This window comes from Sinorhizobium sp. NG07B (genome assembly GCF_002532005.1).
Taxonomy (GTDB): Bacteria; Pseudomonadota; Alphaproteobacteria; order Rhizobiales; family Rhizobiaceae; genus Sinorhizobium; species Sinorhizobium fredii_C.
This window is the reverse complement of record NZ_NWTD01000001.1, coordinates 1,616,431-1,631,311: the sequence shown is the minus strand read 5'-3', so window position 1 is coordinate 1,631,311 and position 14,881 is coordinate 1,616,431. Positions and strand designations below refer to the sequence as shown.

11 protein-coding genes and 1 riboswitch are annotated in these 14,881 nt (G+C 62.5%); of the genes, 4 read left to right on the top strand and 7 right to left on the bottom strand.

Annotated features, from left to right (window positions below; translation table 11 throughout):
• Window positions 1-137: 137 nt before the first annotated feature.
• On the top strand, window positions 138-530 hold the full coding sequence (sufA, locus tag CO664_RS07805) for a Fe-S cluster assembly scaffold SufA (protein WP_097538326.1): 393 nt from the start codon (window positions 138-140) through the stop codon (window positions 528-530).
• A gap of 78 nt (window positions 531-608) precedes the next feature.
• Here sufA and gcvP read toward each other — a convergent pair whose 3' ends face one another.
• Genes gcvP through gcvT form a run of 3 tightly spaced genes read right to left on the bottom strand, consistent with a single transcriptional unit; the run spans window position 609 to window position 4,991 of the window.
• Entirely contained in the window at window positions 609-3,473 is a 2,865-nt protein-coding gene (gene gcvP, locus CO664_RS07800) for an aminomethyl-transferring glycine dehydrogenase (protein ID WP_097538325.1), read from the bottom strand.
• Window positions 3,473-3,835, bottom strand: a complete 363-nt coding sequence (gcvH, locus tag CO664_RS07795) for a glycine cleavage system protein GcvH (protein ID WP_037383475.1) — start codon at window positions 3,833-3,835, stop codon at window positions 3,473-3,475. The genes gcvP and gcvH overlap by 1 nt, the downstream gene beginning before the upstream one ends.
• A gap of 16 nt (window positions 3,836-3,851) precedes the next feature.
• A complete protein-coding gene (gene gcvT / locus CO664_RS07790) occupies window positions 3,852-4,991 on the bottom strand; it encodes a glycine cleavage system aminomethyltransferase GcvT (protein WP_097538324.1) in 1,140 nt (379 codons plus the stop codon).
• Between the two features lie 141 nt (window positions 4,992-5,132).
• A riboswitch (glycine riboswitch) is annotated at window positions 5,133-5,220 on the bottom strand.
• Window positions 5,221-5,383: 163 nt separating this feature from the next.
• Between gcvT and CO664_RS07785 the strand changes: the two genes are divergently transcribed.
• Together CO664_RS07785 and CO664_RS07780 are read left to right on the top strand one after the other, a co-directional pair.
• On the top strand, window positions 5,384-5,773 hold the full coding sequence (locus CO664_RS07785) for a hypothetical protein (protein ID WP_037422152.1): 390 nt from the start codon (window positions 5,384-5,386) through the stop codon (window positions 5,771-5,773).
• A 91-nt stretch (window positions 5,774-5,864) separates the two neighbouring features.
• Window positions 5,865-6,842 carry a DUF1775 domain-containing protein gene (locus tag CO664_RS07780; RefSeq protein WP_097538323.1) on the top strand — a complete coding sequence of 326 codons (978 nt, stop codon included), beginning with the start codon at window positions 5,865-5,867 and terminating at the stop codon, window positions 6,840-6,842.
• 48 nt (window positions 6,843-6,890) lie between these two features.
• Here CO664_RS07780 and CO664_RS07775 read toward each other — a convergent pair whose 3' ends face one another.
• The 3 genes from CO664_RS07775 to CO664_RS07765 all read right to left on the bottom strand — a co-directional run bounded on the left by CO664_RS07775 (window position 6,891) and on the right by CO664_RS07765 (window position 8,802).
• Window positions 6,891-7,268 carry a hypothetical protein gene (locus CO664_RS07775; RefSeq protein WP_097524816.1) on the bottom strand — a complete coding sequence of 126 codons (378 nt, stop codon included), beginning with the start codon at window positions 7,266-7,268 and terminating at the stop codon, window positions 6,891-6,893.
• 855 nt (window positions 7,269-8,123) lie between these two features.
• A complete protein-coding gene (locus CO664_RS07770) occupies window positions 8,124-8,450 on the bottom strand; it encodes a GNAT family N-acetyltransferase (protein ID WP_234820120.1) in 327 nt (108 codons plus the stop codon).
• A gap of 187 nt (window positions 8,451-8,637) precedes the next feature.
• Entirely contained in the window at window positions 8,638-8,802 is a 165-nt protein-coding gene (locus tag CO664_RS07765) for a hypothetical protein (RefSeq protein ID WP_086022771.1), read from the bottom strand.
• 129 nt (window positions 8,803-8,931) lie between these two features.
• Between CO664_RS07765 and CO664_RS07760 the strand changes: the two genes are divergently transcribed.
• Complete coding sequence (locus tag CO664_RS07760; protein ID WP_234820119.1) at window positions 8,932-10,434, top strand: amidase; 1,503 nt, start codon at window positions 8,932-8,934, stop codon at window positions 10,432-10,434.
• A 137-nt stretch (window positions 10,435-10,571) separates the two neighbouring features.
• Here the strand turns inward: CO664_RS07760 and CO664_RS07755 are convergent, their stop codons facing one another.
• Window positions 10,572-14,363 (bottom strand): vitamin B12-dependent ribonucleotide reductase, encoded by a 3,792-nt coding sequence (locus tag CO664_RS07755; RefSeq protein WP_097538320.1) that lies wholly within the window; start codon window positions 14,361-14,363, stop codon window positions 10,572-10,574.
• Between the last annotated feature and the right edge of the window lie 518 nt (window positions 14,364-14,881).

Below are 14,881 nucleotides of genomic sequence, written 5' to 3'. Positions count from 1 at the left end.
GTTCGCGGTTTTCCACTCGCATCCCGCTGCATGATTCACGCCCGAACTCCCATATTGATCCGTTAACATACGGGCACTACATTTGATTCTGGAAAGCACCGGGCCTTTAACCCGGTGATGTGAAGGAGATGGAGCCTATGGGCTTTGCCGTAATGAGCCTGACCGATGCCGCCGCCGGCCGCGTCCGGTCGATCGTCGAGAATGCCGGCGGCGACGCCAAGGGCATCCGCGTGAGCATCAAGAAAGGCGGCTGCGCCGGCATGGAATATGCCGTGGACCTCGTCACCGAGGCGAATGCCAGGGATGATCTCATCGAACATCAAGGTGCCAAGGTCTGGGTCGCGCCCGAGGCGGTGCTCTACCTGCTCGGCACGCAAATGGACTTCGAGGTGACCGCCCTGCGCTCTGGCTTCATTTTCAGGAACCCAAACCAGACGTCCGCCTGCGGCTGCGGCGAATCGGTCGAGCTGAAGCCGGCGGATTTGGCCGCGCTTGCTGCAGAAGGCAACCCGGTGGTGCGTGCCAACTGACGCATCTCGCACACGGCTGCAGATAAAAGCAAAAGGCCCGGTTTTCGCCGGGCCTTTTGCTTTGTCCCTTGGGTCAGTTCACTCCGCCGCTTCCGCGTAGGCCTCGATCGGCGGGCAGGTGCAGATGAGGTTGCGGTCGCCATAGACATTGTCGACGCGGTTCACCGGCGACCAATACTTGTCGACGCGGAAGGCGCCGGGCGGGAAGCAGGCCTGTTCACGCGTATAGGGCCGGTCCCAGTCGCCGACGAGGTCTTCAACAGTGTGCGGCGCGTTCTTCAGCGGATTGTTGACCTTGTCCATCCGGCCTTCCTCGATGGCGCGGGCTTCCTCGCGGATCGCCAGCATCGCATCGCAGAAGCGGTCGAGCTCCGCCTTGGTCTCCGATTCCGTCGGCTCGATCATCAACGTACCGGCCACCGGCCAGCTCATCGTCGGCGCGTGGAAGCCGCAGTCGATCAACCGCTTGGCGATGTCGTCGACCGTGACGCCGGCGCTTTCGGCGAGCGGCCGCGTATCGACGATACACTCATGCGCGACCCGTCCCTTGGCCGATTTGTAGAGCACGTCATAGGCACCCTTCAGCCGCGCGGCGACATAGTTGGCGTTGAGGATCGCCACCTTGGTCGCCTGGGTTAAACCTTCGCCGCCCATCATCAGGCAATAGCTCCAGGAGATTGGCAGGATCGAAGCCGAGCCGAAGGGAGCAGCGGAGACGGCGCCGTCATTCCTGTCCGTTTCCGGGTGGCCGGGAAGGAACGGGGCGAGATGCGCCTTGACGCCGATCGGCCCCATGCCCGGGCCGCCGCCGCCATGCGGGATGCAGAAGGTCTTGTGCAGGTTCAGGTGGCTGACGTCCGAGCCGATGTCGCCCGGGCGCGAGAGGCCGACCATGGCGTTCATGTTGGCGCCGTCCAGGTAGACCTGGCCGCCATGCTTGTGGACGATCTCGCACACCTCGCGCACATTCTCCTCGAACACGCCATGCGTCGAGGGGTAGGTGATCATGCAGCAGGAGAGCGTGTCCGCATGTTGCGCGGCCTTGGCGCGGAAATCGTCCATGTCGATTTCGCCGATGTCGCTCACCTTGACGATCACGACCTTCATACCGGCCATGTGCGCCGAGGCCGGGTTGGTGCCGTGTGCCGATGTCGGGATCAGGCAGACGTCGCGATGGCCGTTGCCGTTGGCGATGTGATAGGCGCGGATCACCAGAAGCCCGGCATATTCGCCCTGCGCGCCGGAGTTCGGCTGCATAGAGATCGCGTCATAGCCGGTGATGGCGCAGAGCTTGTCGGACAGGTCTTCGATCAGGTGCTGATAGCCGCGCGCTTGGTCGGCCGGCACGAAGGGGTGTATCTCGGAGAATTCCGGCCAGGTGATCGGCAGCATTTCCGCCGTTGCATTGAGCTTCATCGTGCAGGATCCGAGCGGGATCATCGCCCGGTCGAGCGCCAGATCGCGGTCGGCGAGACGGCGGATATAGCGCGTCATCTCACTTTCGGCGCGGTTCATGTGGAAGATCGGATGGGTGAGGTAGTCGCTGGTGCGCAGCAGCGCCTCCGGCAGCCGGTAGTCCGGTTCGAACTCCTCCACCTTGAAGTCGCCGCCGAAGGCCCGCCAGACGGCTTCGAGCGTGACCGGCCGCGAACGCTCGTCAAGGCTGATGCCGATCTTCGTGGCACCGACCTTGCGAAGGTTCACTTCCTCGGCGACTGCGGTCTTCAGGATGATCCCCTGCAGCTTGCCGACCTCGACCGTGATCGTGTCGAAGAACACATCAGGCTCGACCGCATAGCCAAGCTTTTCGAGGCCCATCGCCAGGCGCACCGTCTTCTGGTGGACGCTCTGGGCGATCGCCTTGATACCTTTCGGGCCGTGGAAGACGGCATACATCGACGCCATCACGGCGAGCAGCACCTGCGCGGTGCAGATGTTCGAGGTCGCCTTTTCACGGCGGATATGCTGTTCGCGCGTCTGCAGCGAAAGCCGGTAGGCCCGGTTACCGCGTGCGTCCACCGAAACGCCGACCAAACGGCCGGGCATCGACCTTTTGTGGGCATCCTTGACCGCCATGTAGGCGGCATGCGGTCCGCCGTAGCCGACCGGAACCCCGAAACGCTGCGTCGAACCGATGGCGATGTCGGCGCCCATTTCTCCCGGCGATTTCAACAGGGCAAGCGCCAGCGGATCGGCGGCGACGGCGGCGATGGCGCCCTGTTCGTGCAGCCTGGCGATCAGCTCGGAGAAATCGCGGACATGACCGTAGGTGCCGGGATACTGGAAGACCGCCCCGAAGACGCCGGCGGCATCGAGATCCGAGAAAGGGTCGCCGATGACAAGCTGCCAGCCGAGCGGCTCGGCACGGGTCTGCAGGAGCGCAATCGTCTGCGGATGGCAGTTCTCGTCGACGAAGAAGGCCTTCGCCTTGGACTTGGCGAGGCGCTCGGCCATGGCCATGGCTTCGGCCGCGGCCGTCGCTTCGTCAAGCAGCGAGGCGTTGGCGACATCGAGGCCGGTCAGGTCGCAGACCATCGTCTGATAATTGAGCAGCGCCTCGAGCCGGCCCTGGCTGATCTCCGGCTGATAGGGCGTATAGGCCGTGTACCAGGCCGGGTTTTCCAGGATGTTGCGCTGGATCACCGGCGGCGTGATCGTGCCATAGTAGCCTTGGCCGATCAGCGAGACGAGCTTGTCGTTGCGATTGGCTGTCTCGCGCAGCTTGTCGAGCGCTTCCCGCTCGGTCATCGGCGCACCCCAAGACAGCGGCGTCCTCTGGCGGATGGAGGCCGGAACGGTGTCGTCGATCAGCGCATCGAGGCTCGGATAGCCGACCACCTTCAGCATCTCCTCCATCTCGGAGGGCGAAGGGCCGATATGGCGTCGATTGGCGAAATCGTAAGGCTTGTAGTCGGTAAAGGTAAAATCCTTGGGCATGCTCATCAGCCGACAAGCTCCTTGTAGGCTGCTTCGTCGAGCAGACCATCGGCAGAGCGCGGATCGGCAAGCTTCAGCTTGAAGAACCAGGCTGCCCCCTGGGGATCGCTGTTGACGAGCGACGGATCGTCGACGATCGCCTGATTGACCTCGATGATTTCGCCGTCGAGTGGACAATAGACGTCGGAGGCGGCCTTCACCGATTCGACGGTCGCAGCCGAATCGCCCTTGGCGAAGGTCGCGCCGGCTTCCGGCAGTTCCACGAAGACGAGATCGCCAAGCTGGCCGGCGGCGTGTTCGGTGATGCCGACGGTCGCAACGCCGTCCTCGACCTTCAGCCACTCGTGTTCCTCGGTAAATTTCAGCATACGCGCTCTCTCCTGATCAGCGTTTGTAGGTCTGTTTGACGAAGGGCAGGGCGGAAACCGTGACCGGCAGGTACTTGCCCCGCACCTCTGCAAAAATCTGTGTGCCGTTCTCGGCATGGGCGGCATCGACGTAGCCCATGGCGATCGGGCAATCGACGCTCGGTCCGAAGCCGCCGGAGGTCACCGAGCCGACAGGCACCGCGCCGTTCGCATCAGCGAAGAGCTTCGCGCCGCCGCGGACCGGCGCGCGCCCCTCGGGCTTCAGGCCGACGCGGCGCCGGCGGGTTCCGCCGGCAAGTTCCGCAAGGATCCGGTCGGCGCCGGGAAAGCCGCCGGCCCTCTCACCGCCGGCGCGGCGGCTCTTCTGGATCGCCCATTCAAGGGCCGCCTCGACCGGTGTCGTGCCGGTGTCGATATCGTTGCCATAGAGACAAAGGCCGGCTTCGAGGCGGAGCGAATCACGCGCGCCGAGGCCGATGGCCAGCACGTCCGGATGCTCGAGCAGGCGCTGCGTCACGTCCACCGCCGAGGTGGCGGGAATGGAGATCTCGAAACCGTCCTCGCCCGTATAGCCGGAGCGGGAAATGATGCACGTGACGTCGTGGAGATCCGCCTCCGCCACGTCCATGAAGCGCATGGAGGCGACATCCGCCCATAGCTCGCAAAGCACCGCCTCCGCACGAGGGCCCTGAAGCGCGACGAGGGCGCGGTCGTCGAGCAGAGTGACGTCGCAACTATCGCTAAGCCCATCTTTCAAATGCGCGAAGTCGGCCTCCTTGCAGGCGGCGTTGACGACAAGGAAGAGATGGTCGCCGCGGTTGGCAATCATCAGGTCGTCGAGAATCCCGCCTTCCGGATTGGTGAAGAGCCCGTAGCGCTGGCGACCTTCGGCAAGCCCAAGCACATCGACCGGCACCAGCTTTTCGAGCGCCAAGGCCGCATCGGCCAACCGGCCGGACTTCGGGCGGATGATGACCTGGCCCATATGCGACACATCGAAGAGGCCGGCGGCAGAACGCGTGTGCAGGTGTTCCTTGAGCACGCCTTCGGGATATTGCACCGGCATCTCATAGCCGGCGAATGGCACCATGCGCGCGCCGAGCGACAGATGCAGGGCGTGCAAAGGCGTATGATTCAAGGGGGAGATAGGTTCCAAATCCGGCCTCCAGGTCTGGCGCTGGGCGCGCCGGCTCACACTACCGGCGTCAAACGCCGACAAATTCGAGCCCCCTCTGTCCGTTTGCCTGAGATTGTTATCCCTTCGGCGAGCGTAACCGCTTCTCTCCAGAGTCCTACCGGTACCTTGCTGGTCCTTTGGCCTGAGAGTTTCCGGGGCGGTTGCTCCTTCGGCACCGGATTGAACCGGTTTCTCCCAACAAGATCATCTCCAGATAACGGCGAAGGCCGGATTTTGGCAAGGGCGAATGTCGCGATGAAACATATTTTTGTCGCCATGGCTTCATCGTCGCTCTTGGGCGCGCCTGCGGCAAATCGGCCTTTGCATTTGAAGCGGATTGTGAATAACGAAGAGACGAGACAGAGGCGATCATGATCGGGCAAGGGGACAGATGGCGAATTGCGGTGCGGCTGCTTGCCGCCTTCGCGCTCGTTTTCCTGTCATTCGCCCACAAACCCTCTCTCGTCATCGGAACGAACGCGGCGCTCGCGGCCGAATATCGTCTGCCCGACGGCTCCTTTGCGGAGATCTGCTTCGGCACCGAGGGTGTCGAGCACGAAGACGGCAAAGCGCCGCCGATCGCTCCGATTTGCGAGGCATGCAGGCTCGCCGCCTCGGTGCTTCTGCCCGAGCCGCCGCAGGCAAGCGTGTCAGCCGACAAAGGCAATTGGCTCGCCGATTCGCCTGTCACCGAAATTCAGGTCGCGCTGACGCCCTTGCGGCTTTTGCCGCCCCCGCGCGGGCCGCCAATCCTGTCGTAACGCTCTTCCGAGAATTGAACTTTCATCACGCCGCTTGGCGGCATTCACCACGAAGCCCGTGTTGCAGGGCACGTGGTTCGGAGACTACGACATGACCAAGATCAGAATGACCCTCCTCACGGCAGGCCTCGCGCTCGCAGCCGCCGGCATGGCTCACGCGCATGCGACCTTCGAGGTGGACAGCACGCCCAGCGAAAAGACGTTCAAGGCGATCCTGCAGGTGCCGCACGGCTGCGACGGCAAGCCGACGACCGAGGTGCAGGTGAAGCTGCCGGAAGGCTTCGTCTTCGCCAAGCCGCAGCCGAAACCCGGCTGGGAGCTTGAAATCATCCAAGGCGACTATCAGAAGACCTACGACAATCACGGAACCAAGGTCTCCTCCGGTCCGGTCGAAATCCGCTGGAAGGGCGGCAATCTGTCTGACGAGCACTATGACACCTTCGTCATCCGCGGAAAGGTCTCGGGCTTCGACGAGGAAACGGTGCTTGCCTTCCCGACGACGCAGCTTTGCGGCTCTGAAGCAAAGGTCGTCTGGGATGAGGTGCCGGCGGCGGGCGAGGACGCTCACGCGCTCGAACATCCGGCACCAACCATAGCCGTGACGGCTGCAGGCGAAGAGCATGCCCATGCCGGGCACGGCGCTCAGCAGGCCGAAGCCGCTCCCGTCGAAGTCGGCGCTCTCGAAATCTCGGGCGGTGCGGTCAAGGCGATGCTGCCGGGCGCCAAGGTCGGCGGCGGCGGCTTTGTCGTTAAGAATACGGGGAATGCCGACGACCGGCTGGTCGCTGTCGAAAGCCCGGCGGCCGGACGCGTCGAACTGCACGAGATGGCGATGGAGAACGACGTCATGAAGATGCGCAAGCTCGAAGGCGGCATCGTCATTCCGGCAGGCAAGACCGTGGAATTGAAGAGCGGAGGTCTGCACCTGATGTTCATGGAAGTGCCAAAACCCTTCGCTGAGGGCGAGACCGTGCCCGTCACGCTGACCTTCGAGAAGGCCGGAACGGTCGACTATATCCTCCCGGTTGGGGCTGCCGGCGGTGGAGCGGCCGGCCACAAGCATAAGTAAGCCTTTCGGTTTGAGACTTCGGAGCGGGTTGGAAAACCCGCTCCACCGTCAGGCCCCTTGTATGAACTGGTCGAGCATGACGGCGATTTCGTCGCCCTTTTCCTCATCATCGGTGGCCGGTTCGTCTTCCCGGTCTTCCCCGCGATCGGCGTTTTCCTCCTCCATGAATTCGAGGTAGCGACGCAATGTCTCCGCCTCGCTCTCCTGGGGCGGACGCATTCCGGCGCTGATCAGCATCAGCGCGAGGGGCAGGGCACCTTTCGTCTTGAGGGATGCCGGCGCAAGAGCGGCTCGATCCGGCGGCCGTGCCGCGAGCAAGGTGATGGCTTCATCGGCCGGAGCGTCGCCACGCACGCGCGCGGAGGGCTTGACGGCCTCGGCCGCGTAAGCCGCCGTCGTCGCGGAAATGGTAACGACCTGTGTCACTTTGCTCGCCTTGAAATACGCTCCTCCTTTCCTTTTGCCAGACTCCGTTTGCGGGCAGGTGAAGCCGCGCGGTCGGATTTTATTTGAATGCGAGCGTTTGAGGGAAGGGGCAGGCGGCCCCGGCGAGAAGACCGTCCCCTTTCGTCGGTCTATCTCGACGGTTGAGCGGGATGTACAATCACAGCTTGATCAAGAGAATGGCGCAAACCGGCGCTGTGAAAGAGTATCGGGGACCTCTGGTCAGGAAGGACGAGACATGCGTGCTTTGCTGTTGCTCATGGCACTTTTCACTCTGGCGGCGTGCTCTCAAACGGGAAGAACCACCGTTTACAACTCATACACGCCCGGATCGGGGGACTATTACACGGGCATCGTGCCGCCGACGCAGTTTTAGACGCCACGGACAGCCGGCGGCTCTTCTGAGGCAAAACTCCTGTCGCCGATACTAGCGGGTTGGGAGCGCCGAGAAGGCAATTGATCCTTGGCGAAGGCCGGAATATCAATGGCCATCAATCCTTTAGAAAGGACCGAGATTGATGCGCAAAATCCTATTGTTGCTCGCGCTTGCAACGCTCACGGCCTGCTCGCAAACCGTCCATGTCGGCGGTGAAGGCGAGTATTACCAGGGCATCGTTCCGCCGCGCTGATCGCGGGAGCAACTGCAGGTGTGAATGAACGACCGCGCGGGAAACTAGAAGGGCGCTCGACCCTTCCGGGGAGCGCCCTTCAAACCCGGAAGACGCGAAGGCGCCCAACCAGAAAGTCGGCGCACGGTCCTCTCTATACGGGTGGTGACCGATAGATGGGGCCGATCCGTTGGAATTCAAGGGATCATCTCGGCGAGGCAGCGGGCCCTCAAAAGCGTTTCTTCAGGAAATAGCGGGGAATTGCGCCCGGTGCGCCTTCCAGCTCGCCGAAGAGCTCGAAGCCGAGCTTCTCATAGAAGGGAGGGGCCTGAAATTCGAACGTATCCAGCCGCAGGCCGATATAGCCGCGCGCCCGGGCAATTCTTTTCGCCTCCTCCATCAGCCGCCGCCCGAGGCCGTGGCCGCGATACTCGTCCGGGATCGCAAGATATCTGACGAACGCCCATCCGTATCCGTCGGTCGCATAGAGCCCGCCGGTGGCGGCGCGCGTTTGCGGATCGCGAAGGATAACGGCAAAGCCCGGCAGCTCGGCCATGCCGCTATTGGCAATGTTATAGGCGTCGAGCGTCGCAACGATGGCGCGAATGTCGGCCGGGTCGGGATTGTCGGGAACGATGTCGAGGAATGGGAGCGGACAAGGCGATTCAATCTCGACTCGCTAGAGGGCGGCTGGTCCGGCGATCACGGACACCCCTCGGGTGTCCGATGACAAGCGCGGCTGGTCAGTAGGCCATGCGCACGCCGCCGGGTGTCGCAGCGCTAAAGTCGGGAACGGGGTTCGGTCCGTACCATTGGGCGTAGGTCGTGTTGCCGGTACCGCCGGTGCTTGCGCAACCCGACAGGGCCAAGGCTGCCAATGCCGCGGCAATCAGACGTTTGAGGGGCATGGAATCTCCGATTCTGATTCGTTGAGCGGGGACAACTTGAGGTATCCTCACGTGCCAGTCCATCGGATTCACATCGGCTGACAGGTGTTCCGCCCTGCAATGGTCGGATTTCAAGTTGGAGATGGTGGATTGATCGCTGAATACGACGAACTCGATGGCCTTGGCCTCGCCGACCTGGTGAAGCGAGGCGCGGTATCGGCATTGGAACTCGTCGAAACGGCCATAGGCAGGATCGTCTCGCGAAATCCGCCCCTCAACGCTGTCATCCTGACCATGTTCGAGGAAGCGCGGAAAGCGGCAGACGAAGTTGACGCGGGCGCCGTCTTTGTAGGCGTCCCATTCCTTCTCAAGGATCTGCTCGCAACAGTGGAAGGAATCCCGACCTCGCAAGGCAACCGCCTGCTCGCGAAGTTGCCGGCGACCGGCGACTCCGAACTGGTCACTCGATGGAAGAAGGCGGGACTGATCGTCCTGGGGAAAACCAACACTCCGGAGTTCGGCCTCACACCCTATACAGAACCAGACGCCTTCGGGCCGGCTCGGAATCCTTGGGATCCGGATCGGACCCCTGGGGGTTCGAGCGGTGGTTCGGCGGCAGCGGTCGCGGCACGCATGGTGCCGCTTGCCTCGGGCGGCGACGGTGGTGGCTCTATCCGCATCCCGGCTTCTGCCTGCGGGCTGTTCGGCCTGAAGCCGACCCGCGGCCGGACGCCTGCCGGACCGTTCACGGGGGAACCTTGGGCGGGCTTCGCCGTGGAACATGTTCTGACGCGCTCGGTGCGGGATTCGGCCACCCTTCTCGACCTTGTCCAAGGACCGGATGTCGGTGCGCCCCATTACCTGCCCTCACCGCCAGGGTCCTTTCTCGAAGCGGCGGGACGTCCGCCGGGGAAACTGAAAATTGCCATATCGGCGGCTCCGATGCTTGGCGGGAAAGTAGAACCGGAGATACTGCAAGCTTTTTCCGCCACTGCAAAACTGCTGGAAGAACTTGGTCACGACATTGTTGAGGCAGCACCGTCTATCGATGCCGAGGCGTTCTCCCTTTCGTTTCTGAGCGTCATCGCCGCGGAACTGCAAGTCGACATCGAAGAGGCGACGAGGGCGGCCGGTGTTCCGGTACGTGTTCAGGACTTCGATCCCTCGACACTCGGGATGGGTCTGCTTGGAGAGACACTTTCGGCAGGCGAACTTGCGGCTGCGCTACGCTATCTAAAGCTCGCGGCGAGAGGCGTTTCGCAATTCTTCGAAACGTACGACATCCTGATGACGCCGGTGCTGGCGCGGGTTCCGCCGCCGATAGGATCGCTTCAGCCGTCTGCTGCCGAGAAGAAAATTATTCGCGCTGTGGGTCGGGTGAAGGCGGGCTGGCTCCTAAAAAGGATAGGCATCGCGAAGCGCCTCGCAGCCGAAACATTCAGCTTCATCCCTTGGACTCCCGTTTTCAATGTCACGGGCCAGCCGGCAATGTCGGTGCCACTCTGCTGGTCGGACCACGACCTGCCGATCGGCATGCATTTCGTGGGACGCTTTGCCGACGAGGAGACGTTGTTCCGCCTGGCCGGCCAGCTCGAAAGAGCGAGGCCATGGGCCCATCGTAAGCCGCCGCTCCGCAAACCTGTCTCTCCGTAGCCCGGGAGGTCCATTTCGGTGATGTCGGCGGCCGCTGTCGCCCCCATCTCGTAAAAAGGGGTCCCGCGACTTTGTTCGGGACCCTTTTTTTGTGCACCTTTAGTGGTGGTGGTAGTGGTAGCAGCAACTAACCGCTATTAGCTGCACCCGCTCGTAGCACCGCACGTATCGCACTTCTCGCACGTGCCGTTCCGCACCATCGTGAAGTTCTGGCACTCGGAGCACATGTTGCCGGTGTAGCCCTGCATGATCGAGCGGGCCCGGCGTTCGGCTTCGACCTTCTTGGCTTCCGACTTGGCGGAAGCAGCTTCTGCCGCGGCCTTGTCGGAGAAGAGGGCGGTCACTTCCTGCTCGACTTCTTCGGCGATCTCCTCGGCAAGCTCTGCGGCGCGCTCCTCATAGTCGCGCTTGAAGGCGACGACTTCCGAGGTGGCTGTTGCCGTTGTCGGCTCGAGCTTGCGGACGGCATTGCCGGTGATCGAGGTGACCGTGGCGCCGCCCGAGGCACGGGTCGGGGCGCCGGTCGAGGCACCCTTCGGCTCCGAGCGGTCGCCGGAGCCGCCGACGATCGTCGGCTTGTAGCCGCGGGTCCAGCCGGTCGAGACGAGGTTGGTCTTGCCTTCCTGGATGCCCCGGCCGAGCGCCGTGTTGCTGAAGTCGGAAGTGTCGACGTGCGCCAGGTCGTGGCGGCCGAGATAGGAAACGGCGAGTTCGCGGAACACGTAGTCGAGGATCGACGTGGCGTTCTTGATCGCGTCGTTGCCCTGGACCATGCCGGCCGGCTCGAACTTGGTGAAGGTGAAGGCCTCCACATATTCCTCGAGCGGCACGCCGTATTGCAGGCCGAGCGAGATGGCGATGGCAAAGTTGTTCATCATCGCGCGGAAGGCGGCACCTTCCTTGTGCATGTCGATGAAGATCTCGCCGAGGCGGCCGTCGCCGAACTCGCCGGTGCGCAGATACACCTTGTGGCCGCCGACGATCGCCTTCTGGGTATAGCCCTGGCGGCGGTTCGGCAGTTTTTCGCGGGCGCGGATGACCTTTTCGATGACGCGTTCGACGATCTTTTCCGTCACGGCGACCGCCTGCGCGGCAGCCGGCGCGTGCAGCAGCTCCTCGATCGCTTCCTCGTCTTCCTCGTCTTCGATCAGCGAGGCGTTCAGCGGCTGGGACAGCTTCGAGCCGTCGCGGTAGAGCGCGTTGGCCTTCAGCGCCAGCTTCCAGGAGAGCATATAGGCGTTCTTGCAATCCTCGACGGTCGCCTCGTTCGGCATGTTGATCGTCTTGGAGATCGCACCGGAGATGAAGGGCTGGGCGGCCGCCATCATGCGGATGTGGCTTTCAACCGAAAGATAGCGCTTACCGATCTTGCCGCAGGGGTTGGCGCAATCGAAGACCGGCAGGTGCTCGGCCTTGAGGAAGGGCGCGCCCTCGAGCGTCATCGCGCCGCAGACGTGGATGTTGGCGGATTCGATATCCTTCCTCGAGAAGCCGAGATGCTCGAGGAGATTGAAGTCCATCGAGGCAAGCTGCTCGTCGGTGACCTTCAGCGTGCCCTTGAGGAAATCGGCGCCGAGCGTCCACTGGTTGAAGACGAACTTGATGTCGAAAGCCGACTTCAGCGCCCCATTGACGGCATCGACCTTCTCGTCGGTGAAGCCCTTGGCCTTCAGCGTCGTCGGGTTGATGGCGGGTGCCTGATTGAGATTGCCGTGGCCAACAGCATAGGCCTCGATCTCGGCGATCTGGCTTTCCGAATAGCCGAGCGTCCTGAGCGCCTCCGGAACGGCACGGTTGATGATCTTGAAATAGCCGCCGCCGGCGAGCTTCTTGAACTTCACCAGCGCGAAATCGGGCTCGATGCCGGTGGTGTCGCAATCCATGACGAGGCCGATCGTGCCGGTCGGCGCGATCACGGTCGCCTGGGCATTGCGGTAGCCATGCTTTTCGCCGAGTTCAACGGCCTTGTCCCAGGCGCTCTTGGCGTGGGCGATCAGCTCCTGATCCGGGCAATCGGTGTGGATGAGTGCGACCGGGTTGACCGACAGGCCTTCATAGCCCGTGGTCTCGCCATGGGCTGCGCGGCGGTGGTTGCGCATGACGCGCAGCATGTTGTCGCGGTTCGGCGCAAAGCCGGGGAAGGGGCCGAGCTTGGCCGAGATTTCCGCTGAGGTCGCATAGGCGACACCAGTCATGATGGCGGTCAGCGCGCCGGCGATGGCGCGGCCTTCGGCCGAATCATAGGGGATGCCGGAGGACATCAGGAGGCCGCCGATATTGGCATAGCCGAGGCCGAGCGTCCGGTACTCATAGGAGAGCTCGGCAATTTCGCGCGACGGAAACTGCGCCATCATCACCGAGACTTCGAGAACGACCGTCCACAGGCGGACGGCATGCTCGTAGTCGGCGATGTTGATCCGCTTGCTGGCGGCATCCTTGAACTGCATCAGGTTGAGCGATGCGAGGTTGCATGCCGTGTCGTCGAGGAACATGTATTCCGAGCACGGGTTGGAGGCGCGGATCGGACCGGCCGCCGGGCAGGTGTGCCAGTCGTTCATCGTCGTGTTGAAGTGCAGGCCCGGATCGGCCGATGCCCAGGCAGCATAGGAGATCGACTCCCAGAGGTCGCGGGCCTTCAGCGTCTTCATCACCCGGCCGTCCTTGCGGGCTGTCAGCTGCCAATCGCCGTCCGCTTCGACGGCGCGCAGGAAGTCGTCCTTGATCGAAACGGAATTGTTGGAGTTCTGGCCCGAGACCGTCAGATAGGCTTCCGAATCCCAATCGGTGTCATAGGTCTTAAACTGAATGTCCTTGTAGCCCTGGCGCGCGAACTGGATGACGCGCTTGACATAGTTTTCCGGCACCAGCGCCTGCTTGGCGACGCGGATCTCGCGCTTCAGCGCCGGGTTCTGCTTCGGATCGAAGCAGGCGTCATCGCTGCCGTCGCAATTGACGCAGGCCTTCATGATCGCCTTCAGGTGCTTGGCGACGATCTTGGAGCCGGTGACGAGGGCTGCGACCTTCTGCTCTTCCTTGACCTTCCAGTTGATATATTCCTCGATATCCGGATGGTCGATGTCGACGACCACCATCTTGGCGGCGCGGCGCGTCGTGCCGCCCGACTTGATGGCGCCGGCGGCGCGGTCACCAATCTTCAGGAAGCTCATCAGGCCCGACGACTTGCCACCGCCCGATAGCTTCTCGCCCTCGGCGCGCAGATGCGAGAAGTTGGAGCCGGTGCCCGAGCCGTATTTGAAGAGACGCGCCTCGCGGACCCAGAGGTCCATGATGCCGCCCTCGTTGACGAGGTCGTCGCCGACCGACTGGATGAAGCAGGCATGCGGCTGCGGGTGCTCATAGGCCGACTTCGATTTCGTCAGCTTGCCGGTGAACGGGTCGACATAGAAATGGCCCTGCCCGGGACCATCGATGCCATAGGCCCAGTGCAGGCCGGTATTGAACCATTGCGGCGAATTCGGCGCGACGCGCTGGGTGGCGAGCATATAGGCGAGCTCGTCACGGAAGGCGCTGGCGTCTTCTTCAGTTTCGAAATAGCCGCCCTTCCAGCCCCAATAGGCCCAGGTGCCGGCGAGGCGATCGAAAACCTGACGGGCATCCGTTTCGGAACCGTATTGCTCGTCCTTCGGCAGCGCCTTCAGCGCCTCGGTGTCGGGAACCGAGCGCCACAGGAAGGAGGGGACGTCGTTCTCCTCGACGCGCTTCAGCTTGGCCGGCACGCCCGCCTTGCGGAAATATTTCTGCGCGAGAATATCGGCGGCCACTTGGGAGAATTGCGCCGGCACGTCGATATCGGCGAGACGGAAGACGATCGAGCCGTCCGGATTCTTGATCTCGCTCGTCGCCTTGCGGAATTCTATCTCGGCATAGGCGGACTGCCCTGCCTTGGTGAAACGACGTTCGATCTTCATTGTCCCGTCCTTTGTTGCCATGCGCCTCGGCGCAATTGTCCCGTCCGGCCGCGAGAGGTCCCGCAGCCAGCTTCAGCTTCCGTATCTCTAGAGGAAACCCAAACCCGGGTATCCAGTATCTTGTGGTGAGGCTGGCTGCAAACACTAAATATAGTATTAACAGGTTCTTTACGCCAGACTGAAATTGCTTCGACAGCCCTCAATTCGCGCAAAATTCCACCGCTGCGGCCACGCGGAACCATCCGCCTCGGCCACATGTCAGAACCGACGATTTGGGGGATGAACCGGCCTCTCAACTTCCCGGTTCGCCGCCGTCGCAACGTACAATCCATTAATCGTGAATCGCCTTTGGGCGTCAAGGGGTGGTTTGTGACGGAATTTTGAGCGCTATATCTTGTGTGGATCGACTGTGGAAAACGGGGACATCAACCAATCCGTTGAAAATCAGGGACTTCGGGTGGCCGGCTTGCAACAGGCGGAAGCCGCGGACGGAAAATCAGAATTTTCACGGGTAAAAA

Bases quoted from the DNA above. Each gene is read 5' to 3' on its own strand.
- sufA (WP_097538326.1), top strand. From the start codon at position 138: ATGGGCTTTGCCGTAATGAGCCTGACCGATGCCGCCGCCGGCCGCGTC.
- gcvP (WP_097538325.1), bottom strand. From the start codon at position 3,473: ATGAGCATGCCCAAGGATTTTACCTTTACCGACTACAAGCCTTACGAT.
- gcvH (WP_037383475.1), bottom strand. From the start codon at position 3,835: ATGCTGAAATTTACCGAGGAACACGAGTGGCTGAAGGTCGAGGACGGC.
- CO664_RS07785 (WP_037422152.1), top strand. From the start codon at position 5,384: ATGATCGGGCAAGGGGACAGATGGCGAATTGCGGTGCGGCTGCTTGCC.
- CO664_RS07780 (WP_097538323.1), top strand. From the start codon at position 5,865: ATGACCAAGATCAGAATGACCCTCCTCACGGCAGGCCTCGCGCTCGCA.
- CO664_RS07770 (WP_234820120.1), bottom strand. From the start codon at position 8,450: ATGGCCGAGCTGCCGGGCTTTGCCGTTATCCTTCGCGATCCGCAAACG.
- CO664_RS07765 (WP_086022771.1), bottom strand. From the start codon at position 8,802: ATGCCCCTCAAACGTCTGATTGCCGCGGCATTGGCAGCCTTGGCCCTG.
- CO664_RS07755 (WP_097538320.1), bottom strand. From the start codon at position 14,363: ATGAAGATCGAACGTCGTTTCACCAAGGCAGGGCAGTCCGCCTATGCC.